This is a genomic window from Paenibacillus mendelii (assembly GCF_024498075.1).
Lineage (GTDB): Bacteria > Bacillota > Bacilli > Paenibacillales > Paenibacillaceae > Paenibacillus_Z > Paenibacillus_Z mendelii.
In genome coordinates, this window is record NZ_JANHOF010000015.1 from 95,132 (window position 1) to 117,136 (window position 22,005).

Consider the following 22,005-nt stretch of genomic DNA (forward strand, 5'->3'; position numbering starts at 1 on the left):
TTCTAGCAGTTACATGGAAGTCACTAATCTTTCTTCACTTCAATGAGCCCTTCGCGGTTCAGCTCGACGCCGAAGCCGGGCGCATCGCTTACTTTCATTTTGCCGTTGACGGGAATCGGTTCATCCTTGATCAATGGATAGAATTGCGGTACGACGCTTGCTCCGTCATGGCTCATCATAATATATTCGGAGAATGGGCTGTTCGGCTTGGTAATGACGTAATGATTGCTGTATACGCCGCTTCCGTGTGGGACGACTAGCTTTCCGAAGGTTTCGGCCAGATGACCGATCTTGAGCAGCTCGGTAAGCCCACCGCACCAGCCGACATCCGGCTGGATCAGGTCGATATCGCAGAATTCGAGCAGCATCCGGAATCCGTAGCGGGTCGCTTCATGTTCACCGCCGCTCACCATGATCCGGTTCCCTGCCCGTTTCTTCAGATCGCGGTAGCTCCAGTAATCGTCCGGGTTGAAGCATTCTTCAATCCACTTGAGTCCGAGATCCTCGCAGTTCTGCATCAGCGTCTGTGCATAAGGAAGATCAAGCGACATCCAGCAGTCCAGCATCATCCAGAAATCGTCGCCGACCCTTCCGCGCATTTCGGCAAGCTGCTCCACGTTCTTGCGCATGCCTTCCTCACGGTCGGCCTGCCCGTATTTAAGCGGCATCTTCCCGCCGATGAAGCCCATCTCCTTGGCTAGATCCGGACGGGGACCCGTTGCATAAAATTCAATCTCCTCCCGCACCTTGCCGCCAATCATTGCATAGACGGGTTCTTGCCTTACCCGGCCGAGCAGATCCCAAACGGCCAGATCAACGGCGGATATCGCATTCATGACCAGCCCTTTGCGGCCGTAATACAAGGAGGCGCGATACATTTGATCCCACATCTGCTCCGTATTGCCGACAGGCTGACCGACAATGAAACGGTCAAGATGGTTCATAATCAGCCAAGCGGCTGGATACCCGCCTGTTGAAATGCCGAAACCTACCGTGCCGTCGTCGGCTTCCACCTCTACCACGATCGTCTTCAGCGCATTGATCCCGAAGCTTGTCCGCGTTTCCTTATAGGCCGGATAAATACTCATCGGGGTCGAAATCTGCTGAACGATCCAATGCTCTGCCCCTCTGCTGTGATAATCGCCGCCTCCATTCTCGACGACATAAGTCCTGATAGCCGCAATCCGGCGGCCTGTACTGCTTGTCATGGTGGACGCTCCCTTCATTCCAATCGGGTTCAATGACGAATAAACTAGCAACCCAGTTAATTCCATTATACCTGACAAACCCAATTTGGTCATTCGTTGAATCCGCCCAGTTACCATATTCCCGACGGGGACATTGATCCTGACACCGGAATAGTGCCAATTACCCGATTTTTCTAGCGCTCAGCTTACGGAAGGATAAATATAGTAATATAATAGAGTTAAGAGATTCTATCGTCGAAAGGAAGGTATAGCTTTGAACAAAGATTCGACACGCAGCGCATACAGCCCCAGATCCAGTCGTACGAGGAAGAACAAGCCCGTTTATAAGATCATTCTGGCATCTGCGACCTTTCTTCTTGTGATTTGCGGAGCACTGTACAGCATATATGGATCGCAATTCCTCACCGGGCACAAGCCGTCTGCTGCAGATAACAAGAACATTTCGTCAGATAATGAACCGGTAGAAACCGATGATGCTCTAGATGATGAGCTGACCGGTAATGAGCAAGCCGGCAGCTCTGATGCTTCCGTTCATACACCCTTACCGGATGAACCCTCTATCGACGATCAAACGGAGTCAGAGATTTTACCTGAAGAAGTACCGGTAGCTGATGCGGACCAAGATGATGGTCAAGAGGTCACGCTCGAGCCGGACAAGGGCAACGATGGGAATAAAGCCCCGGCGGTATCCAATGAGAAAGTGAAGCTCCCCACAACCTATGTCGTCCGTAAGGGAGATACCTTGTCTACGATTTCTATGAAGTTTTATCATTCGAAGAACTACGTTGCCCTCTTGGCGGACCACAACGAAATTGTGTTTATCAATGACATGAATGTCGGGGACACGATCAAGATTCCGGCTTTATCTTCGAAAGCTGGATCCGTACCTAAGAAACAGCCGGATAACAAGGATAATTCCAAGGTTGATTTACCGGTAACGTATATGATTCGCAGCGGCGATACCTTGTATCGTATTGCGATGGAGTTCTATCGTTCTGCTGATTATGTGGATCTGATTGCGGAGCATAACAAGCTGGATAAGAACAAGGATTTGAAAGCCGGGAACAACTTGATCATACCCGCAATACCGGTGAACCAGGCTGAGAACAATAACAGCACGAACAAGGGTGTAACCAGCCATACCGTTCAAAAAGGAGAAACCCTTTCCAGCATATCCCGAAAATACTTCGGTGTGAGCGATTATGCGAAGTCCATTGCGGAATACAATCAAGATAACGATCATGTCAAGGTCGGCGATGTGTTGAAAATTCCTCCCGCCTCTGCGCCATAAGCAAAAGCCGTTCGGCGATGATAGACGATTGAGGAATCGTAGAGGTTCGTAAATCCAGAATGAAAAAGTCGGCTTACCTTGTTGCTGCTAAGGTAAGCCGACTTTTTGTTATAAACGAGCGAGATGGTACTTATTGTTCAAACTGCTTGGAATATAATTGTGCGTATACGCCTTCTTGTGCGAGCAAGGCAGCATGCGTTCCTTGTTCCACAATCCCATCAGTGGTTAGTACGAGAATTCGCCCGGCATTGCGAATCGTAGACAGACGGTGGGCTATGACGATGGTTGTACGGCCTCTTGCTAATGATTCCAAGGATTCCTTAACTATGCTCTCACTTTCGTTGTCTAATGCGCTCGTCGCCTCATCCAGAATTAGAACAGGCGGATTCTTTAAGAATACGCGCGCGATGCTGAGCCGCTGCTTTTGGCCGCCTGACAGCTTAACACCACGCTGTCCAATCTCGGAGTGATAGCCGTTTGGCAAATTCATGATAAAGTCATGGGCATTGGCATGCTTGGCAGCTTCGATGATTTCTTCCTCGCTTGCAGTTGGGTCTCCGTAGCGGATATTCTCCATCACCGTTCCTGCAAAAAGGTAGACATCCTGCTGCACAATGCCGATGCTGCTTCTCAATGACCGCAGGTCGATATCCCGGACGTTGATCCCATCGAGCAGAATGTCCCCTCCCGTCGTTTCATAGAATCGGGGGATGAGCGAACATAATGTCGTTTTTCCCGCACCGGACGGTCCGACTAACGCTACATATTCACCCGGATGCACATGAAATGACAGATCTGCCAATACACGATCCAAATGATCTTCATATCGGAAGGAAACATGCTTGAATTCAATATCGCCATCTACCTTTGGCAGAATCAAGGCATTCGGTTTGTTTTCGATCGTCGGCTTCAGATTCATGATTTCCATGAAACGCTGGAAGCCGGTAATTCCTTCCTGAAGCTGCGTGCTCATATGTGTCAGACGTTGGATAGGTTCTATCATGAAGCCGATGTATAGTAAAAAAGTGATCAAATCTGCCAGCTCCAGCGTGCTCCCGACAATACTGGCACTACCAAAGATAATGACGGTGATCGTAATCAGCTGGATAATCGTTTCGAAGCTATTATAGAAGAGTGCTTCTGCTTTGTACGTCTTCTTCCGGCTGTCGAGGAAACGGTTATTTTCCCGGTTGAACTTCCCGATCTCTACCGGCTCGTTGGTGAATGATTGTACAACGCGTATTCCTGATAGACTATCTTCAGCCTGAGCGTTTACATCGCCAATTCGTTCCTTGTTTGTTCGCAATGCCCGGTTCAACCTCTTGTTGAAATACAAGGAAAAGAGACCTAAGAGCGGGAAGAAACAAAATACGGCAATAGTCAAGGGTGCGTTAATAAAGAACAATATGACAAAGGCTCCAATAAAGCGAACGAGATATTTGATATAATCTTCCGGCCCGTGATGGTACAGCTCCGAAAGCAGCAGCAGGTCGTTGGTTATTCGAGACATCAGCTGACCGGTTCTTCCCTTGTCGTAAAAGTCAAAGGAAAGGGTTTGCATGTGTGCGAACAGCTCGCCTCGCAAGTCACTTTCCATGCGTGCGCCGACCTCATGACCTTTATAGTCCACAAAGTAATTCCCGATATTCTGGATCGCGACCAATACCAGCATCAGCCCGCCAATCCCGTAAACTTTGCTCAACGCAGCGGACACGTCTCCTTGCAGAACATCCTTCGTGATATACTGCACGAGCAGCGGAAATACCAAGGAAGCAGCAGAAACCATACACGCACAGGTCAATACGAGTAGAAATAACCTTAAGTACGGTCTGTAATAGGAGAGAAATTTTTTCATTGGAAAACGCATGAATTTACCCCTTTATTGTGTTATTGAACAAACACATATAAGGGAGTACACCTTTAGCAGTCTAAGAAAGTGTTCCACCCTTATATGCTGATATGGTGTCATTCGTTATGTTTCTCATGTTATTGCCTCCTTGTTTGTTTATCCTTTAATTATAAACGATTGCTTAACTGGAACGAACCGTTATTTTTAGTTATAAACGTTCTTTACTTATAGACGAGCTGACCATGTTCGAATGGTGCTGCGTCTGATCATAACCAAGAAGAAGCTTGCTGCACGGCAAGCTCCTCTCCCTCCTATAAGGCCATATCTTAATCCGTGTCAGGATGGTGCTGGAAATTTGATGGTTCTACAAGCCGTTTAAGCATGGTTTAACTTATCGTGATTAAGTATACTTAGAGAAGATAGGAAACATTAGCAGCTCCTACTCCTCACAGGAAGGATCGTGACGAATGTACATACGCGAATATGATCATTTCACCTCGGCTGGTCCTGTACGGGTGTCGCGCAGCATTCATCCGTATCATGAACTTATTTTTTTCTCGTCCGGCGAATTAAATATGCACTGGATCGGAAACGCATACAAAGCAGAAGCGCCCGCTCTGTTCGTCTTCACACCTTCTTCTCCCCATCACATCGATCAGATTTCGTCACTCTTGGCGTGCTGGTTTATCGAGGTTCGCATGCAGGATACGGACTTTATACCATGCATCGAGATGCTTCATGCTTGGAACTTAGCGCAGAGCGAACTGAATTGGGAGCAGGCTGAGCTTGCCGATATTAGACTGACATTGACATCCATTAGCCGAATGGTGACAGATAAGCTTCCGAATACCAATGGCGAGAAGGCAAACCAAATACTAGCGTGTGACGTTCAGAAGCTGCTGCTCCAAATCGACCAATACATGACAGCCTGCCACTCGTCCATTGATCCGCTGCGTGCGCACAACACTTCTTCCGACAAGTGGACGGCACAGACGTATATGTACAGCCTGATTCGTCATATGGAGAATAATTTTGCCGGCGATATCACGCTAGAGGATTTGTCCAAGCGCTCCGGCTATACGCCTTCTTATATCATTCGGCTATTTAAAGAAATGACCGGCCTGACCCCATTTCAATATTTGAATGAGCTGCGCATGCAGGCCGCAACCTCTTACCTGAAATCCACGGGCATGAACATGCGGGAGATCGCCGAAGCGATCGGATTCCCGAGTATTCATTATTTCAGCCGTATGTTCAAGAAGAAATTTGGGCAAAGCCCGACCGAATGGAAGAAGTCACATTCAGGTGTTTAATCCATCTGCGCCCTTAACACAGTCCGCTGTTTCCTAACCGGCAGAATATCTCATAAGCTTGATCCCATGCTGACCGCTCGCTCACCTCAGGTTGAAAGACTTGTAGTGGAAAAGAGCCTGCCACGACTTCCGTTCTTTCCGCAGCGGATTGAATAGCCCCGCAAGCCTGAAACTGTACGAGCAAGTTGCCGATCGCGCTGGCCTCCTCCGGCCCTGCCCACACGGGGATCTGGATCGCATTCGCCGTGAAGCGGCCAAGCGTCTCGTTGCGAATGCCCCCGCCCACCATATGCAATCTAGGAAATATTGTACCTGTCAGCGCTTCAGTCTGCCTCAATACCTGCCGGTACCTCAGTGCCAGGCTCTCCAGAATACAGCGGATCGTCTCGCCGGGACTGCGCGGTACGGGCTGTCCGGTTTCTCTGCAGAATGCCGCGATTTCCGCTTCCATGTCCGGCGGATTCATGAACCGAAGCAGGTCGGGGGCGATCAAGCTGTGAAATGGAACGGATTCGTCCGCCATCTTCGTGAGATCAGCGAAGGAAGGTCCTGAGCCGCTGCGATTCCACTTTCGGTGACATTCCTGAACAAGCCATAGTCCCATAATGTTCTTCAGCAGCCGATATCCCCCATCTACCCCGCCCTCGTTCGAGAAGCCCTGCCGCATCGCTTCGTTCCCGAGCAGCGGCTCATCCCGTACCGTACCGAGCAGGGACCACGTGCCGCAGACCAGATAGACGAACTGCCCCATCCCTGACGGTACTGCGGCGACAGCTGAAGCCGTATCATGAGAACCAACCGCAACCGCCTTAAGAGGTGGAACGCCCAGCTCCTGGCGAACGCTATCCGTCAATTCGCCAAGCGATGCGCCGGGCTGGACGGGCTGCATAAATAGAGAGTCTAGCACGCCAATACGCTCCAGCAGCGGACCGTTCCATTGCTTCCTGACGGGATGAAACAGCATTGTCGTCGTTGCTAAGGTATATTCGCTATGCCGGCGTCCGGTCAGATAATAGAGGAGCAGATCCGGCATCATGAGGAGCGTTCTGGCAGCCGCAAGCTTTGGTGAACCAGCTTTCTTCATGGCATAGAGCTGATAAAGCGTATTGAAAGGCATGAACTGAAGTCCGCTGTCGGAATAGAGTTTCTCTTCCCCGATCAAACGGCCAAGCTCCTCGACCACACCTTCTGTTTGGGAATCCCTGTAATGATAAGGGTTTCCGAGCAGCTCGCCATTCGCGTCCAGAAGTCCGAAGTCAACGCCCCATGTGTCGATGCCGAAGCTCTCCGGGATCTCACCGCTCTCATAGGCGAGGCGAATGCCTGTCTTGATTTCCTGCAGGATGGACAGAATGTTCCAATGCATGCGTCCGCCTGCGGTTACCGGCCCGTTCGGGAAACGGTGAATCTCCTCCACCTGCAACCGGAGCGAACCTGCTTCGCCACTCGGAGATAGCCGGCCGAGCAGCGCCCGGCCGCTGCTCGCTCCGAGATCGAACGCCAGAACGGTCCGGCTCGACTCCATCCTCTCCACCGCCTTCATTTCATTTTTTGAAGCAGCTTGATGCGGTATTCTTCGCTCTCCAGGGAAGCGACTTCCGCAAACTGCTGCTCGGTCAGCACTAAGGGAATGCCGACGGCTCGGGCGCTCAAATAAATCTTGCAGCTCTCCTCGACAACCTGTGTCCTGTAATACGCTTCACGCAAATTGCGGCCTGTCGTGACAAGACCGTGATTACCAAGCAGAATAGAGCTTGCTTCCACAACCTTGTCGGCCACGGCGTCCGCCAGCAGATCCGTCGTCGGCAGCACGTAAGGAACATAGGCCGTTCTGCCGACAAGCGCGGCCTGGTCGGGAAACAGAATCGGCAGCTCCGTCTCCACGAGCGTGAAGGCAATACATGATGAAGGATGCGTATGGATGATAGCTCCGATCGCGGGATTCTGCCGGTAGCTGTACAGATGCATGAGAACCTCCGAGGACGGCCGCAGTCCGATATCGGTGATGTCTCCGCTCGGAATGTCTACCTCGATCCACTGCTCTTCTTCGATTTCCTCAATGGCGAATCCGCTTGGCGACAAATACATCTTATCTCCGAGGCGTGCGCTTATATTCCCCCCGGGCCCGACGACAAGACCATTATTAACGGCCCGCTGCGCATATTTGCACAGTTCCTGCCTTAACTCCTGTTCCCCCATGCTTACCCTCCGCTCATTCGTTTTCTTGGCACAGCATGATTTCATAGCGGTAGTCCGTATTGGGCAGCTCCAGCTCGTACCTTCCGTGACCGATTAGCCGTAATTCACCTTCATTGACCGAAGGCCTACCTGTACTGGTGAAGCGGAGCAGACCGATGCCGGACCGATTCGTCACGACGCTCAGCCGAGTCTGATTCATGAATACCTTGATCTCGCCATCCGGTGTCGGCACCGTGCCCTCGATCCAGTCCAGATCGCCTAGCTTCGGTTCCACCAGATAACGTGAAAATCCCGGTGCTTGCGGCTGAATTCCCAGCGTATATTTGCCAAGCAGATAGATCGGGGCGGCGCCCCAGGCATGGCATAAGCTCTTGCGGTATTTGTCGCCGTACATATGGTATTGTTCCTCGATCGGCAATGCCGGGTCGTATTCCTCCCAGAAGGTTGTTGCTCCTAAGTCGAGCATCCCGCCCCAATAATCGCGCATTTCACGAAGAACGTAATCCAGCTCGCCAATCTCGCACATGGCTTCCAGCTCATAGAAGCGCATATACGGCGTTTTGATTTTCTGGACAGAAGCATTGAGCATGACGTTCTCCCTCACGAGCTGCTTCTGATCGTCGTTCAAATAATCCAGCCGCAGCGCGAACATGTTAGGATACTTCAATATCCGCTTGTTCAGCTGTCCGTCCAGACGCCCGTGAATCAACCCGCCTTGGTCCTCGTCCCAGAACAGCTCAAAGATACGGGTCCGCAATTCGGTGGCCAGACGATGGAAGCGTTCTCCGTTCTCCAGGTCGCCCAGCTCCTTGGCCACAATCGCCATCGTTTCCAGACTTCTACAGAACAGCAGCTGCTCCGCCGCAACCTCGCCCCTATTGTCCATATCCGCCCAATCAATGAATACCCAATCCTCCGGATGGCCTTCCATGAAGCCTTCACCGTTGCGCCGGTTCAGACAGAAGTCCATCAGGGAGAGCATCTTCGGGTAACTGGCTTCCACGAAAGATAGGTCGCCGGTCGCCATGAAATAATCGTAATACGCTATAAACCAATAGAAGGTATAATCCATAATGGTGTTCAAATGAAGCTGTACGGGATCCTTGCCCCGCAGGGCAATCAGCGTCCGCTTCGTGACGTCTTGATCGAAGAAGACGTAGTTATTCATCAGGAAGCTCTGATAGGCATCGCCGCTCCACACCCAGCGGTCACGTTTCATACCATCGTACATGAACTCCCGCGTATTGAGATGCAGCGTATACACGGAGACATCCCAAATTTGATTGATTCGTTCATCGGAGCAGCGGAAGCTGCCGCGGCGCTCAAGCGGCAAATATTCATAGTCATGCGTGACAGCCTCCCACGAAAGTCCTTCGTCTGCCTGCAATTGAATGTATCGGAAGGCTCTCGTCACGGGCGTTACGAATAATTGCGGCCGATCGTGGGCAATCTCGAGCTCGTCGAAGGTTTCGGCTTCTTCGCCGGCCATCGCCTCGCCGAGCGATTCGCCATAGTAGAGCCGCAGTTTCCCCTTGCCCGCCATGCCCTCGAACCGGACGCAGCCAAACGTCTCGCGGCCAAAGTCCAGTAGGGTTGCCCCCTCTATATGCGTGACTGACACCGGCTCGAGGGATTGATAAGCAAACCGAAAGTCAGCCGGGGGATAAGCGATATCGTTCAGATTCGATGAAGCTGCCTTCACCCATTTGGCATCATAGCAGGTCACCTCCCAGCTGCCATCCGACACGATGGTTTCCCCTTCGGCATAAACAGCAGGGATCATTCGGTCATTGTATACCTTCACGGTCAGCTCATGCTTGCCTGCCGGAAGAAGCACGGAGGTGACCGGAGTGCGCTCATAGGGCGTCGGCGTCATACTGCCGTCCATATGCAGAACGAACATTCCTTGTACGGACAAGGTTAGCCGCTCGGGCTTCTCCAGCTCGAATGTCTTGCGGAAAGATACGTTGGAATATGCGGTATCAAGCCGCCAGAACGGCGGACAGATATAACCTCTGAATTGCCGCTTTACCGATACGCTCGCGTGTAGCCACAATTCGTAATCGTCCGGATACCAGATCCAGGTTGCTTTGCTCTGCTGGTTACTCATGAGTTGTCTCCTTTATAGACCTTGATCTGATATTGTCCAGAGCCCGCGTGGATATGAAGCGCATCGCTGCTCCGCTTAAGAACGGTCCACCCGCTGCCGGCTTCCTTCAGCGCCTCCGTTTCGAATTCGGTTTGCTCCTGGCTTGCGCCAATGGAACGACCGTCGATCATAACGGTATCCCCCGGCTTTGCGGGAACGACGATTTCCGCAGTCGTGTTGACCGGAATTCCCACGTTCATCGTGCCAACGTTCACATCTTGCCGCCATTCACTGCCGATAAAGCCATACAGCGACTTAAAGCGGCAGGCTACATGCGTGAAACCTCCGCCCATAATCGGACGGATCAAGAAGCGTTGGAACCCGCTGGCGCCTTCTGCCAGATCAATGCCGGCCAAGTACCGATAGAGCCACTCCCCGACGGAGCCCAGCGCATAATGGTTGAAGGAGTTCATCTCCGGATCTTGGAAGCCCCTCTCTTCGTTCCAGCCATCCCAGCGCTCCCACATCGTCGTTGCTCCATTACGAACCGGATACAGCCAGGAGGGGAACGATTCTTGAAGCAGCAGTCGAAGCGCTGTCTCCTGTTCCCCATGCTCCGATAGAGCGGCCAATATATAACTGACACCCATGAAGCCGGTGGTCAGATGCCAATCGTTGCGTTCAATCTCATCTTTCAGCCGCGACACAGCGGCAGGTATCGTCGCTTCCGGCAGTAGGCCGATCATGAGTGCCAGCACGTAGGCTGTCTGAGTCCCGCTTACGACACTGCCGTCCTCCAACACATGGCGCTTCTGGAACGAATCCTTCAGTCGTATGAATAAATCCGAATATTCCTCCGCATCTCGCTCTGCGCCGATCGCGCCGGCCATAGCGGCCATCAGCTTTACGCTGTAAGCGAAGAATGCGGCGTTGATCAGCCCTTTAGGCGTTTCAGCGCCATATGCAAGATGATCGCCAAACGTCTCCGTTCTGCGAACCAGCTGCTCGTCGCAATCCGACAGCAGATATTCAATCCACTTCTTCATGCTGGCATAGTTCGCTTCAATGAACCGCTTATCTCCGTATACCTGGTACATCGTCCATGGAATAATGACGCCTCCATCGCCGAAAAAGACAAAGCCCGCACCGAGATCCCTGACGTCAGGAGCGACATTCGGATAGGCGCCGTCGCCGCGCTGAGCATCGCGAATATCTGTCAGCCACTTGGTGTAGAAACCGGCGCTGTTCATGTTGTACGTAGCCGTCCTTGCGAACGCATGCGCATCTCCGGTCCAGCCTAGCCGCTCGTCCCGCTGCGGACAATCAAGTGGAAGGCCGATGAAATTTCCCCGCTGGCTCCAGCGAATGTTGTCAAGCAGGCGATTGACAAGCGGATGCGAGGTCTTCATCTCGCCGACTTCCTCCAGGTCGGAGTGGATGACAATCCCTGTGACTTTATCGATGGTTAATTCCCCATGGTAGCCTTCGATTTCAATATACTGAAACCCATGATAGGTAAATGCGGGCTCGTACGCCTCATCTGCCGTTCCATTCAGAATATAGGTATCGGCCTGTTTCGCCGAACGAAGGTTCGCCGTATAGAGCCGCCCTTCCGGTGTCAGCCGCTCTGCATATCGGATGCGCACCTGTGAACCTTGCCGTCCGGATACCCCGAGCCTGATCCGGCCAACCATGTTCTGGCCCATGTCGAGCTGATAGATCGACGCCCCGATCCGCTTGATCGATACCGGTATAAGCTTGCGTGTAGGCCGGATGGCCGGACCTACTGCTGCGGTCATTCGGCCGCCGGGAACCGTATCGAGCAAGACCGCATTTCGCCAAGCGGGAGGTGCCAATTCAAGCCGCGCATCATAGGTTTCGCCCATGAAGAAATCCGCCGAAACGACGGGGCTCTCTGCCGTTTGCCAATCCTCGTCTGTATAGTGAATCTCAGTGGACCCGTCTAAGTAAGCTATATGCAGCTCCGCCCGGCACGCCACCTTCGCACCATAATGATAGGGCCCGAATATACCCAGCAGCCCTGCATACCAGCCTGATCCGACGGTGGCTTCGAGCCGGTTATTGCCTTCTTGCAAGGATCCGGTGACGTCATAGGTTTGATAGGGAATGCGATTACGATAATCCGTCCAGCCTGGAGCGAATGCGTCGCGGCTGACAGGCTCGTCATTCAGTTGGCATTGATAGATGCCTAGAGACGATATATACAGACGGGCTTGGGACACCCCGGACCGGACCTTGAACGATTTGCCGAATCTGGGATTGGGTCCATAGCCTTTGTTCACGGGATAGACAATCCGCTTGTATCTCGCCCATTCCTCATGACCGAAGCGACCGATTTGAACCGGAGCATGCCAATGATCATCCCTATACCCAGCCTGGTTCCAACCATCCTCATAACGGTCTAATACTTTCCACTCTGGCGCTTCGGTCGAATATTGAAGCGTTCGTCCATCGGATTGGGTCAGGTGAAGGACCGCGATGAACCCCTTCTTCTCCCCATCCGAGCTGCACGCCACAACGTTATCACCAAGCTGCAGCAGCTCGGCAATATCCAGCGTAACCGTCTGTTCGTAAGGAAAATAGAGACCTTCGCTTTGTCCATTAACATAGATGTAATTGGAATCCGCTGCATAGATGTGAAGCTTCGCTTCGGTCCATTCCTCCGCGAGAGGGAACGCCAGGCGAAAATAACGTTTCGCCGCTCCCCTGCCTGAAGCTCCTCCTTGGGAGACGGATGATTCAGCGTTAGAAGCTTCGTCATCCGCATCCCATATCACGGGAATGCCGGACAAAAGGTCAGGCTCCGGGAACGGATCCTTCAGGAAGGATGCGGTTATCCAGCTGCCCTGCCACTCCGAATCCTCCATGAACCCGGTCTCCCAGTAGGCGGGATCGCTCCAGCCAGATTCCTCGCCACTCTGATCCCATATCTTAACTTTCCAGTAATAACGGGTACATGAGTCGAGCTCATGCCCTGCGTAGATAATGTGCTGGCTTTGTGCAGATTCAACGCGGCCTGTATCCCATACAACGCCGGTCTGCTGATCGATCAGCTCGAGTCTACTTGCGACAATGATCCGGTAAGCCGTTTGATGACAGCCGCGCGCACCCCCTTCAGCGTGCAGCATCCAGCCCAAACCTGGCTCTCTAGTATCGATGCCAATCGGATTCTGTACATAATCCACGGTCAATGCTTCTATTGTTAACATATTGCGGATAATCGCTCCTTTGCCGATGTCGATCAGCTTATATAGACGATACTAGCAGCTTGCGGAGATAGGCTGTGATCTCCGGAGAGTTTCCGTGCCGGAACATCCGCTCGATCTGTTCCTCAGGAATCGAATCGGCCAGCTTGACGAATGCTTCCATCGCATTGACCCCTTCTCGCACAGCCTCTAGTCCGTCCTCCCGATAAGGATACTGATCGATTGACAACCACCCGTCATATTGGGTCCGCTTCAGCCAGTAAAAGAATTCGAGCGTCTCGATCGTGTGGACGCTTCCTACGATCATATCGTCATCCCAATGCCTGTAGTTATCGTTCATATGCACGTGGAACAGCTTGTTGCCGTATTTCTTCAATAGAGCTACAGAATCCGCCGGCGTCTCATAGGCATTGAGTGCATGACCGAAATCGATGGTCACGCCGACGTTGTCACTGCCCGTTTCCTGTGCAATCAGCAGCGCGTTAGCGGCTGTGCTTAGATAACTATGCGTCCGTGGCTCCTTGATCTTATATTCGAGACTAATTCGGACATCAGACCGATAGCGGCTTACTTCCTTTACCCCTTCGGCGAACCAATCCCGCTCCTGAATATAATCCGCTTGGAATAAATAATCATAGCCATCCTGACCGGGCCATAAGGAAATCAAATTCCCGCCCAGCTCGACCGCAGCATCAATCATTTCTTTGGTATGGGCGACAGCCGCGTTCCGCATAGCAGGATCCTTGGCCGCAAAGCTGCCGTGCTTCCACTTCATCTGTCCGAAGTGGTCGGGGATAATGGATACAAGCTGAAGCTCATAGTGCTCCAACAACCCCTTGAGCTCAGCCACATTCGATTCCGTTACATGCCATGTACCGACTAGCTCGACACCGGTCACTTGGGGAATTTGCGCCACGCGAGCGAAGAGTTCTTCGATCGTATATGGCGGACCATACCCATCGGCGACGAAACGATCCGAGCAGGAACCTACATTCGACAAAATCACAGCATACTTTGGCTTCATATTTTTCACTCCTCGATTCAATTTTCTCATGACTGATCCACGACGAGACGGTGTGCGCCACGTTATACCTTAAGTCTAATGGAGGAATCCGGTCATGTATTTACCTTATGTTTGAAAGATTGTCAGGCTTGACTTGCCGTTTCAAGCGGCAAAAGCCAATCGGATTTGCACAATATGCAAATGGGAAAATGACCGCACTGAATGGAGACATTCGTTCGTCAGCCTTACCCAAGGCCGTAGGTTCAGTTTCTTGTTCCTACTACTAGCTTTACTACTAAAACAACAAAAAAAGTCCCCAAGGTAACCTGGAGACTGAAAAAAACAGTACGAAGCACGATAGTGTACCGGCAAAGAACAACGTGTTCCTGCGATTTAATGCGGTTCGATGCCAGATGCACCTTCCCTATTACGAATATTAATAACATTAATAGTTAATGCTATGAATGCTTGATTTACATTTGTTCCGATAATGAGGCTGCTTGGAACTACGATGAACCGGCACTGGCCACTCTCCTCACGGGGGCGCGACGGCTAAACTCTGGAATCGCCTTAACGTCTCTATCAGGCAGATGGACAACAACTAGATACACCGAGATAATAAAAAGAATAACCCTCCGGGTATGGAGGGTTATTCTTATGTGCGCGATTAGCCTTTATTATTTTTCTTGCTTGTCAATTCGTTAACTTGCTTATTTCCTTCATCGATAATATCGTCGTAAACCTTATTTCCGTTTTTAGAAACTTCTTCATATAAACGTTTACCGGTATCGCGAGCGTAAGTCCAGGCGAAATTTTTGCGTTCCGTAATCGATGTAAGGAGCTCGCTGCGGGGAAAGGCTTTTCCATTCTTCGTTTCTAGATAGGTTAGGGCGGCCAACAAATTAGCATTTTCTTTGTTCACAAGACCTTGCATCGTTTCTTGTGTTTTATTGATGGTTCCCTGTTTCGTTTCTTTTTTAATATTTGCCTCCCCGGCTCCTTTCTCTTTCCATAACGTCCACTCGCCCCGTAATTTATCATACGTTTTATCCAGATATTTTTTGAGTGCCTCGTCATTATCAACGGAAATAAATTCGCCGCCACCGGATGTTGCAACCTGTCGAAGCAGTTTTTGTCCTTCATGATCCACATCAAAACCAATGATATTGACAACAGTTTTCACTTTTGCTTGATTAAGCTCTTTTGCGATTTGTACGGGATTTCCTCCACAGGTTTCAATTCCATCACTCACTACATATACGATCGAATTGGTTGTCTCGGGATTGATATCTTGTTTTACAGATTTCAGCGCATTCGCAATAGGTGTCCATCCAGCAGGCTTAACACCTTGTAGGACTGTCTTGATTTGGTTTGTCTCTTCACCTTGACCATGGAAGATTTCTTCTGTACTTTTACAAGATACTTCTTTATCTTTTTTATTTCCTGTTCCCTTATGCCCATATACGCGCAAAGATACCTCTGCATTTTCAGGCATTTTTTCTGCGAAGCTCAGAATAGCTTCTTTAGCTGAATCCATTTTTGATTTACCTGCGATCTCTGCTTTCATACTGCCACTGGCATCAAGCAAGATTGAAATGTGCAGCTTCCTGCTTGATGGTAGTGTAATCTTAGCACTGGGCCGTTGATTGTTTACTTTAATTTCGGTTTCAAAATTAATGAAAGTAGTCACATAAGGGCGATAGTCTTCAGCTAATAAGAGCAATAGCTCTTCTTCATATTGATCAGCTGTCAAATCCGGTGATAATTGATCTAGTGCCGCTTGGACGTTCTGTTCATTGTAGTTGGAACCGGCAAACTGTCCTGGTGGTTTCATTAGTATTTGTTCATCTGTTAAGGTAGTCTGCGGATCACTTTGACCTGGATCTGTAGGGCTCTGAAGATCTGAGTTGGGCTCATGTTGATCTGAATCTGACGGATTCTGAATTTCCGAGGGTGCATTACTTTGGTTTGAATCCGTTGTGTCCTGAATTGTTGGGGCGGTCTTTTCTGGTTCTTGACTACAACCTGCAAGGAATACAAGTAACGTTACAAAGATAAAGACGGAACTTCGAATCATCTATTCACCTCCGATTACTAACATTTCATTATAATACTAGATTATTTTCACTATTCTCAAGCTGCCCCCTTCAATAAACTCGATTAGGCGCCATCCCCTTTTGGGAAAATTCTTTTGCAGGTCACTCCTTCTGACGGATACATGTACAAAAATGTTTCATTGTCTCCGGAATTTTGATTCAATTGTTTTTCTGCCGAAAATCAGCCGCGTTAGAAAGGTGATTTGCAAAGCTATTCACTTGAGCAATTAAGGTATATTACCGCTCCAGAGATTTGGTCAATCAGACTCGATCAAGTACTGTAGAAAATAAGTGAATGGGAAGCTTGGGGGAATAACAATGAATACTAGTCCATTTATGTAAGTATCAGACGTAACATTTTTCAATACTCTTTCGTTATAGTTGATAGAATCTCCAGATTCTTCTGTCAACCCTATATAGATGCGAGGGAATACATATGAGTTTAACTTCTTGTTTGGTTGTTTTACGCGGATTTCCTTTTGACGAAGGGACAACGCTCCCGATCCAGCGCAATAACATCATCATCGGAAGAAAAGATAAGCAGTGGGTGCCCGATATTGGTTTTGACAATATATTTATTTCCAGGAAGCAGGCTTCGATTTTCAACGAGAACGGCTATTATTATATGATGGATCTGGAAAGCAAGCATGGATCGGAGATCAATGGAGTCCGGTTAATCCCGTGTGTCCCCACACTGCTCCGAACCTCCGACCATATTTCCTTCGCCAAAGGAGCCATCTTGCTAACTTTCTCCACGGAGATGTGGGAAGAAACGATGGATTACATCCCTTCCTCACAGCAACCGGATTTGTTGGTTGAATATAAGATGGATCCGGTGAGACAAACCGTTCTGCTTCATGACCAGATCTATCATTTTTCCAATAAGGAATACAAATGTCTGGAGCTGCTGGCGAGCAAGGTGCATCAATTCGTCGGGAAAGATGAGATTATCCGTTATGTCTGGCCGGAAAGAACCGTCTTGGACAATGTCCCTTCCGTCAGCTCCGAAGAGGTAAATTCCCTGCTCTATCGATTACGCAAAAAGACAGATAACGGGATAAATATCGAAAGTATTCGAGGTAAAGGCTATATACTTACCTTTGCAAGACATGTTGAAAAATCCGTTTGACCTTCGGCGTAACGTAACCGCTTCCTCCGCGCCCCTTCACATCCTCTATCATTACGGCTAATAACAGCTCCGGTGCATCGGCATTAAACCCGACGAACCAGCCGTTCTCTTGGCCGTCCCCTCCTTTGCTTTGTTTGAGTTCTGCCGTACCTGTTTTGCCGGCGATAGCAGCACCTGCGATATAGGCGCCATGTCCAACTCCTTCTGGATTATTGACTGCCTGAATCAAATCGTCCTTAATTATCGAAGCCGTCTTCGGAGTCATGGCTTGTTCCTTCCAGATACTCGGATGGCTTGCGTTCTCTTCTTCAATCAACGATGGATAAGCTATATTGCCTTCATTAACGAGAGCCGAGAAGGACATCGCGACATGAAGCGACGACATCGTCACCTGCCCTTGACCGTAACCGGAATCAGCGAGTTGAATGTCGCTCTGGATACCGTCATTGGAGAGCCTGGATTTGCTGATCGGATAAGGGATAGGTAGAGCTTCTCCTATACCGAAATTGGACGCTTTCTTACCGAAGGCATCGCTACCGATCTGCAGCGCCAATTGGGCAAAATAAATATTGTCCGAATAGATCAGGGCATTCGACAGATTGACTGGATTAACCTCATGTACCCGTTTGACGAAATAATTGCCCCATGTACCGTCTTTAGTCCACTTCAAGCCGGAAATCTGTTTTTTTTCGTTCGGATCAAGGGTTTCCGTATCCAGGCCAATCGCAGCCGTGATGATCTTAAAGGCCGAACCGGGCGCATACCCTTTCGAGAACCGATTCAAAAATGGATGGCGAGGATCGTTATTCCATTTTTCGTACTGCTTGCTGGACAACCCGCGTACGAAAGTATTGGGATCATACGAAGGGCTGCTTAATAAAGCAAGGATTTCACCGGAGACCGGTTGAATCGCTGCAACGGAACCCGCATCCTGTTTGACTTCCGTATAGATGGTCGCTTGTAGTTCTGAATCAATGGTTAGCTTGATCGTTTCCCCGGGAATGGCCTGTGATTCGGCTAGCACCGCTTTTTCTTTGCCGTTCGCACCGGTAATCGATATAACCGCTCCATGCGTACCTCTCAGCTTGTCCTCTAACACCTGCTCCAAACCGGCTTTGCCGATGAAATCACCGATCTTGTATCCTTGTCCTTGCCGCTTCTTCAACTCTTCAGCGTTAATTTCACCTATATATCCAGATAAGTGGGCTGCAGCCTCTGCATACGGATATACACGAAGCTGCTTATCCTGAAGAACCACTCCTGTGAGATTACGGAATTGGTCTACGGTTGCTTCTGAGACAATCGCAATTGGGACGAACAAATGGGGTTTAACCCAGGCCGCACCCAGCTTCTTCTCGATATCTTTCACGCTGATATTCAGCTTTTCCGCTAATTTAGCTTTTACGCCATCCGGATTATCACCCAGATCGCCCGGAACGATTCCAAGCTGCGGGGCGCTTCCGTTCACGGCTATTCCGTTTCCATTCCTGTCTAAGATTTCGCCGCGCTCCGCTGCTATCGTCTGTACACGGACTTTGTCTCCCTCCTCCATCTTTGGGAAAATGAGTGAAGGCTTCCATTCAACCAGCCATTGTGATTCCTCATCATTCGTGATCTTCACAAGCTTCCCTTCATGGGTATAATCCAATGGACCCGCAATCGTATTCATAATTACATGATAATCGAACGTCATTTCTACAAGGTCTTCTTCAGGAATTTGGGTTTCTGGAGGACGGGGGTTCATCGTAATAACAAGCTGCTTGGCTTCGATCCCGTCGTAGATTTTCTTGTAACGCTGGATGAATTGCTCCTCGCTCATCTCTAGTTTTGAATTCGGAGATAATCGGGCATACATGCCCGAATAGTTGTGCTGCTGCCAGTCCAACAAATAAGCCTCTGCGGCATCCGTTGGTTTAGGTTTCTCCTCATCCTCCTTGCTGCATCCCCATAGCATTAGTAACAATAGTAAGGCAATAATGAGCCATAGTTTTCTTATCATGGTTTGAGCCCCTTATGCGATAGAATTATGACAACAATTAATTTGATGATCGTTTAAGCATCATTTTCCTCCCTCAACCCGTTCAGAGTTATCATAGTCCAGCACACTTTTTCATTCAATAGAATGAGAATCATAATTTCATGATAATTGGATGATATAAAAGGACGAGCTGCATAAATAAACGCGATACAAGAACTGTTTAGTAAACAGTTCTTGTATCGCGTTTATTTCGATCAAGACTATGAATCAAACGGCGGCACGGTGTAACCCCCAGCGAAAGGGGCTTCAGGTCTCGCGTAGTCGCCCATTAATGCACGGCGTAAAGGTGTTGTTCGTTGCATAAACTCGCTGTTGTTCTCGAAGCGGTCGGACGGCTTCATCCAGGGCGGTGAATAAATATAATGCATCGTGTAACGGTCAAAATCCTCATTGTGCTCATACGTCCGATGCCATACTGCATTATGGAAGACGAGTACGGAACCAGCCGGCGCACAAATCACATGGCTGATCGGCGTATCACCATTCTTCTCGCGAATGGATCCTGGAAGCGGCGCGGCGCTTCGATGACTGCCTGGAATCAGTTCCATATTGCCCATTCCCGGTTTTGTTTGATCCGTTAGTAAGAATGAGGCTCTTAGCTGAAGCAGTGGAACCGGATAGCTTACCTGATTAAAGTTATAAGCGCCCGAACCATCCTGATGCCAGCCTCCCATGACGCCTCTTGCAGGCTGCTTGGTGTTCCAGCCGGATTGAACAATAAACCTGTCGCCGTAGATGCCTCTGATCTTCGGTAGAATAGCTTCGTGATCCATGAGTCCCTCGAGTGCCGATTCCGTTTCGTAACCCCGTCCGACCTGCCCGAAAGCAGGTGTCCCCGCGGCCTGATGAACTCTAACCGACGCCTCCAGACACTGCTTGATCTCGTCCTTTGACATTACATCGTGAATAATAAAATAGCCCCAGGATTCAAAGATGAATTTGTCAAGTTCCGTATAAGCCCCTGCGGACACAACCGGGTTTAACATCCCCCAGCCTCCCTTCAGCATTTGGCAGAACGAACGCGTGTCGTTTGAATGAGATCGTGATAGATTCGGAAATCACTAGTGAACATGATTCTCCAGTTGATTCTTATTCTGTGATCATCTTTATTATTACTGCCTGTTCGCACATGAGATGAGTTAGCCATTATGCTTCAATGACCATATTCGAAAAGGCTCTAGCTTGCGGGTAGAATCTACATGATGGAAAGCAATTGACCGCTCTTCTGGGGATGAGGCCATATCTGCAAAGAAATGACGGATGGGATCGCCAAAGCCGGCGCCAGCGGCTGCTTCTTCTTTGCTGCAAGCATAATAAACAGCCCCCAATTTTGCCCAATAAATGGCTCCCATGCACATCGGGCAAGGCTCCCCACTTGCATATAACACGCAATCGGACAAATCGATTTGGTTTAGTTGCTTGCAAGCCCCTTGAATGGCCAGCAGCTCCGCATGTGAGGTTGGATCATGGTCAGCATGTACGCAATTAACACCCGTCCCTACGATTTCATCCCCGCACACCACGATCGCTGCGAACGGCTCTTCCCCTTTTTGTACATTATCCTCTGCCATCTGAATGACCCGCTCGATCCAATGATTGTTTATACTCATAGATATAAAATAATCCCTCCAATGCTGCAGTATGATTATTTCGGCACAGGTTCTCGCGATCCAGCTTATTCTCGCTTTACAACGACAATAATATGAGTCCTGCCATCTAATGCCCCTGGCTCCTTGCAGTAGTCTATCTCCCATTGGAGGAACTGCTCCCAGAGCTCAGGTGACTGATTCATGATTTCATGTAGACCATGCTCATGTTCTGGTGATAGAAAATTTGCTGCCGAGGAAGCTGCTATGCTGCATTCATGGGTGTTAAGCATGGCTTCTAACTCACGCCAACGATACATTTTACAGTGATGGCCGTTAGCGACATTACCGAGCAACTCTCCAGTTTTAATAACCTTATGAATCGACTCCTTTCCATAATGAGCAATATGGTTAGATAATTCCGCTATTAGATGTCTGCGAGTCGTCCCCAACGCAGACATGACACTAAGAAGCAGATACCCGCCCTTTTTGGTTACACGCAGCAGTTCATTAAGAGCGTGATCGGCTTGGTCGAACACATAGCTTAGAGCACCTCCATAACAGACCACTTTATCGAAGGACTCGGATTGAAATCGAGATAGATCCACAATATCAAGTTGTTCTCGGCCGATAATTTTCCCGGACAATCCAGCTTCATGAACTTTTGTTTCATTAATGTCCAGCTGTTTTCGGGAGATATCACCCACAACGATATTCGCTCCGATTTTTCCTAATTCAACCGTAAATCTCCCTGCACCCGCACCAGCTTCAAGAACAAAATCATGGGCACGAATGAACGATTGCAAATAATGCAAGTGAATATGAAAATTCACTTTATTGGTTGGATTCAAATCGAAACGATTCCATTCTTGTTCACCATAATGATCATAATAATGACTAATGTACGCAGGGTCATACTTCATGCTCATTATGCTCAGCTCCTTGTTATCACTCGACTAATATATCCATATAATACC

At 49.5% G+C, this 22,005-nt stretch carries 15 protein-coding genes; 3 read left to right on the top strand and 12 right to left on the bottom strand.

The window, feature by feature from the left end; all coding sequences use genetic code 11:
- Positions 1–23 precede the first annotated feature (23 nt).
- A complete protein-coding gene (rhmD, locus tag NNL21_RS29375) occupies positions 24–1,208 on the bottom strand; it encodes an L-rhamnonate dehydratase (protein ID WP_204821859.1) in 1,185 nt (394 codons plus the stop codon).
- 253 nt (positions 1,209–1,461) lie between these two features.
- Between rhmD and NNL21_RS29380 the strand changes: the two genes are divergently transcribed.
- Positions 1,462–2,499: a LysM peptidoglycan-binding domain-containing protein gene (locus tag NNL21_RS29380; RefSeq protein WP_204821861.1), complete on the top strand. Its 1,038-nt coding sequence runs from the start codon at positions 1,462–1,464 to the stop codon at positions 2,497–2,499.
- Positions 2,500–2,629: 130 nt separating this feature from the next.
- Here NNL21_RS29380 and NNL21_RS29385 read toward each other — a convergent pair whose 3' ends face one another.
- Positions 2,630–4,366, bottom strand: coding sequence for an ABC transporter ATP-binding protein (locus tag NNL21_RS29385; protein WP_204821863.1), 1,737 nt, complete (start codon positions 4,364–4,366; stop codon positions 2,630–2,632).
- 449 nt (positions 4,367–4,815) lie between these two features.
- Here NNL21_RS29385 and NNL21_RS29390 point away from each other — a divergent pair, with 449 nt between their 5' ends.
- Positions 4,816–5,661, top strand: coding sequence for a helix-turn-helix transcriptional regulator (locus NNL21_RS29390; RefSeq protein WP_204821864.1), 846 nt, complete (start codon positions 4,816–4,818; stop codon positions 5,659–5,661).
- A gap of 13 nt (positions 5,662–5,674) precedes the next feature.
- Here the strand turns inward: NNL21_RS29390 and NNL21_RS29395 are convergent, their stop codons facing one another.
- The 6 genes from NNL21_RS29395 to NNL21_RS29420 form a co-directional block, all read right to left on the bottom strand.
- On the bottom strand, positions 5,675–7,186 hold the full coding sequence (locus NNL21_RS29395; RefSeq protein WP_204821865.1) for a rhamnulokinase: 1,512 nt from the start codon (positions 7,184–7,186) through the stop codon (positions 5,675–5,677).
- 14 nt (positions 7,187–7,200) lie between these two features.
- Positions 7,201–7,860, bottom strand: a complete 660-nt coding sequence (locus NNL21_RS29400; RefSeq protein WP_204821866.1) for a class II aldolase/adducin family protein — start codon at positions 7,858–7,860, stop codon at positions 7,201–7,203.
- Positions 7,861–7,873: 13 nt separating this feature from the next.
- Complete coding sequence (locus tag NNL21_RS29405; protein WP_204821867.1) at positions 7,874–9,970, bottom strand: alpha-L-rhamnosidase-related protein; 2,097 nt, start codon at positions 9,968–9,970, stop codon at positions 7,874–7,876.
- Positions 9,967–13,179: a family 78 glycoside hydrolase catalytic domain gene (locus tag NNL21_RS29410; protein ID WP_204821868.1), complete on the bottom strand. Its 3,213-nt coding sequence runs from the start codon at positions 13,177–13,179 to the stop codon at positions 9,967–9,969. The genes NNL21_RS29405 and NNL21_RS29410 overlap by 4 nt, the downstream gene beginning before the upstream one ends.
- A 37-nt stretch (positions 13,180–13,216) precedes the next feature.
- Positions 13,217–14,200, bottom strand: a complete 984-nt coding sequence (locus NNL21_RS29415) for a sugar phosphate isomerase/epimerase family protein (protein ID WP_204821869.1) — start codon at positions 14,198–14,200, stop codon at positions 13,217–13,219.
- A 646-nt stretch (positions 14,201–14,846) separates the two neighbouring features.
- Complete coding sequence (locus NNL21_RS29420) at positions 14,847–16,256, bottom strand: vWA domain-containing protein (RefSeq protein WP_204821871.1); 1,410 nt, start codon at positions 16,254–16,256, stop codon at positions 14,847–14,849.
- Positions 16,257–16,711: 455 nt separating this feature from the next.
- Between NNL21_RS29420 and NNL21_RS29425 the strand changes: the two genes are divergently transcribed.
- Positions 16,712–17,404 (top strand): FHA domain-containing protein, encoded by a 693-nt coding sequence (locus tag NNL21_RS29425; RefSeq protein ID WP_204821873.1) that lies wholly within the window; start codon positions 16,712–16,714, stop codon positions 17,402–17,404.
- Here the strand turns inward: NNL21_RS29425 and NNL21_RS29430 are convergent.
- The 4 genes from NNL21_RS29430 to NNL21_RS29445 all read right to left on the bottom strand — a co-directional run bounded on the left by NNL21_RS29430 (position 17,370) and on the right by NNL21_RS29445 (position 21,957).
- Positions 17,370–19,403, bottom strand: coding sequence for a penicillin-binding transpeptidase domain-containing protein (locus NNL21_RS29430; protein WP_204821875.1), 2,034 nt, complete (start codon positions 19,401–19,403; stop codon positions 17,370–17,372). The two genes, NNL21_RS29425 and NNL21_RS29430, sit on opposite strands and share 35 nt — an antisense overlap.
- A gap of 239 nt (positions 19,404–19,642) precedes the next feature.
- The gene (locus NNL21_RS29435; protein ID WP_204821877.1) at positions 19,643–20,428 is read right to left on the bottom strand and encodes a phytanoyl-CoA dioxygenase family protein; all 786 of its coding nucleotides are present in this window, start codon (positions 20,426–20,428) and stop codon (positions 19,643–19,645) included.
- Between the two features lie 153 nt (positions 20,429–20,581).
- A complete protein-coding gene (locus NNL21_RS29440; RefSeq protein WP_204821878.1) occupies positions 20,582–21,052 on the bottom strand; it encodes a nucleoside deaminase in 471 nt (156 codons plus the stop codon).
- A gap of 65 nt (positions 21,053–21,117) precedes the next feature.
- Entirely contained in the window at positions 21,118–21,957 is an 840-nt protein-coding gene (locus NNL21_RS29445) for a class I SAM-dependent methyltransferase (protein ID WP_204821879.1), read from the bottom strand.
- Between the last annotated feature and the right edge of the window lie 48 nt (positions 21,958–22,005).

Bases quoted from the DNA above. Each gene is read 5' to 3' on its own strand.
- NNL21_RS29425 (WP_204821873.1), top strand. From the start codon at position 16,712: ATGAGTTTAACTTCTTGTTTGGTTGTTTTACGCGGATTTCCTTTTGAC.
- NNL21_RS29415 (WP_204821869.1), bottom strand. From the start codon at position 14,200: ATGAAGCCAAAGTATGCTGTGATTTTGTCGAATGTAGGTTCCTGCTCG.
- NNL21_RS29445 (WP_204821879.1), bottom strand. From the start codon at position 21,957: ATGAGCATGAAGTATGACCCTGCGTACATTAGTCATTATTATGATCAT.
- NNL21_RS29440 (WP_204821878.1), bottom strand. From the start codon at position 21,052: ATGAGTATAAACAATCATTGGATCGAGCGGGTCATTCAGATGGCAGAG.
- NNL21_RS29400 (WP_204821866.1), bottom strand. From the start codon at position 7,860: ATGGGGGAACAGGAGTTAAGGCAGGAACTGTGCAAATATGCGCAGCGG.
- NNL21_RS29395 (WP_204821865.1), bottom strand. From the start codon at position 7,186: ATGGAGTCGAGCCGGACCGTTCTGGCGTTCGATCTCGGAGCGAGCAGC.
- NNL21_RS29420 (WP_204821871.1), bottom strand. From the start codon at position 16,256: ATGATTCGAAGTTCCGTCTTTATCTTTGTAACGTTACTTGTATTCCTT.
- NNL21_RS29430 (WP_204821875.1), bottom strand. From the start codon at position 19,403: ATGATAAGAAAACTATGGCTCATTATTGCCTTACTATTGTTACTAATG.
- NNL21_RS29385 (WP_204821863.1), bottom strand. From the start codon at position 4,366: ATGCGTTTTCCAATGAAAAAATTTCTCTCCTATTACAGACCGTACTTA.
- NNL21_RS29390 (WP_204821864.1), top strand. From the start codon at position 4,816: ATGTACATACGCGAATATGATCATTTCACCTCGGCTGGTCCTGTACGG.
- NNL21_RS29435 (WP_204821877.1), bottom strand. From the start codon at position 20,428: ATGTTAAACCCGGTTGTGTCCGCAGGGGCTTATACGGAACTTGACAAA.
- NNL21_RS29410 (WP_204821868.1), bottom strand. From the start codon at position 13,179: ATGTTAACAATAGAAGCATTGACCGTGGATTATGTACAGAATCCGATT.
- NNL21_RS29405 (WP_204821867.1), bottom strand. From the start codon at position 9,970: ATGAGTAACCAGCAGAGCAAAGCAACCTGGATCTGGTATCCGGACGAT.
- rhmD (WP_204821859.1), bottom strand. From the start codon at position 1,208: ATGACAAGCAGTACAGGCCGCCGGATTGCGGCTATCAGGACTTATGTC.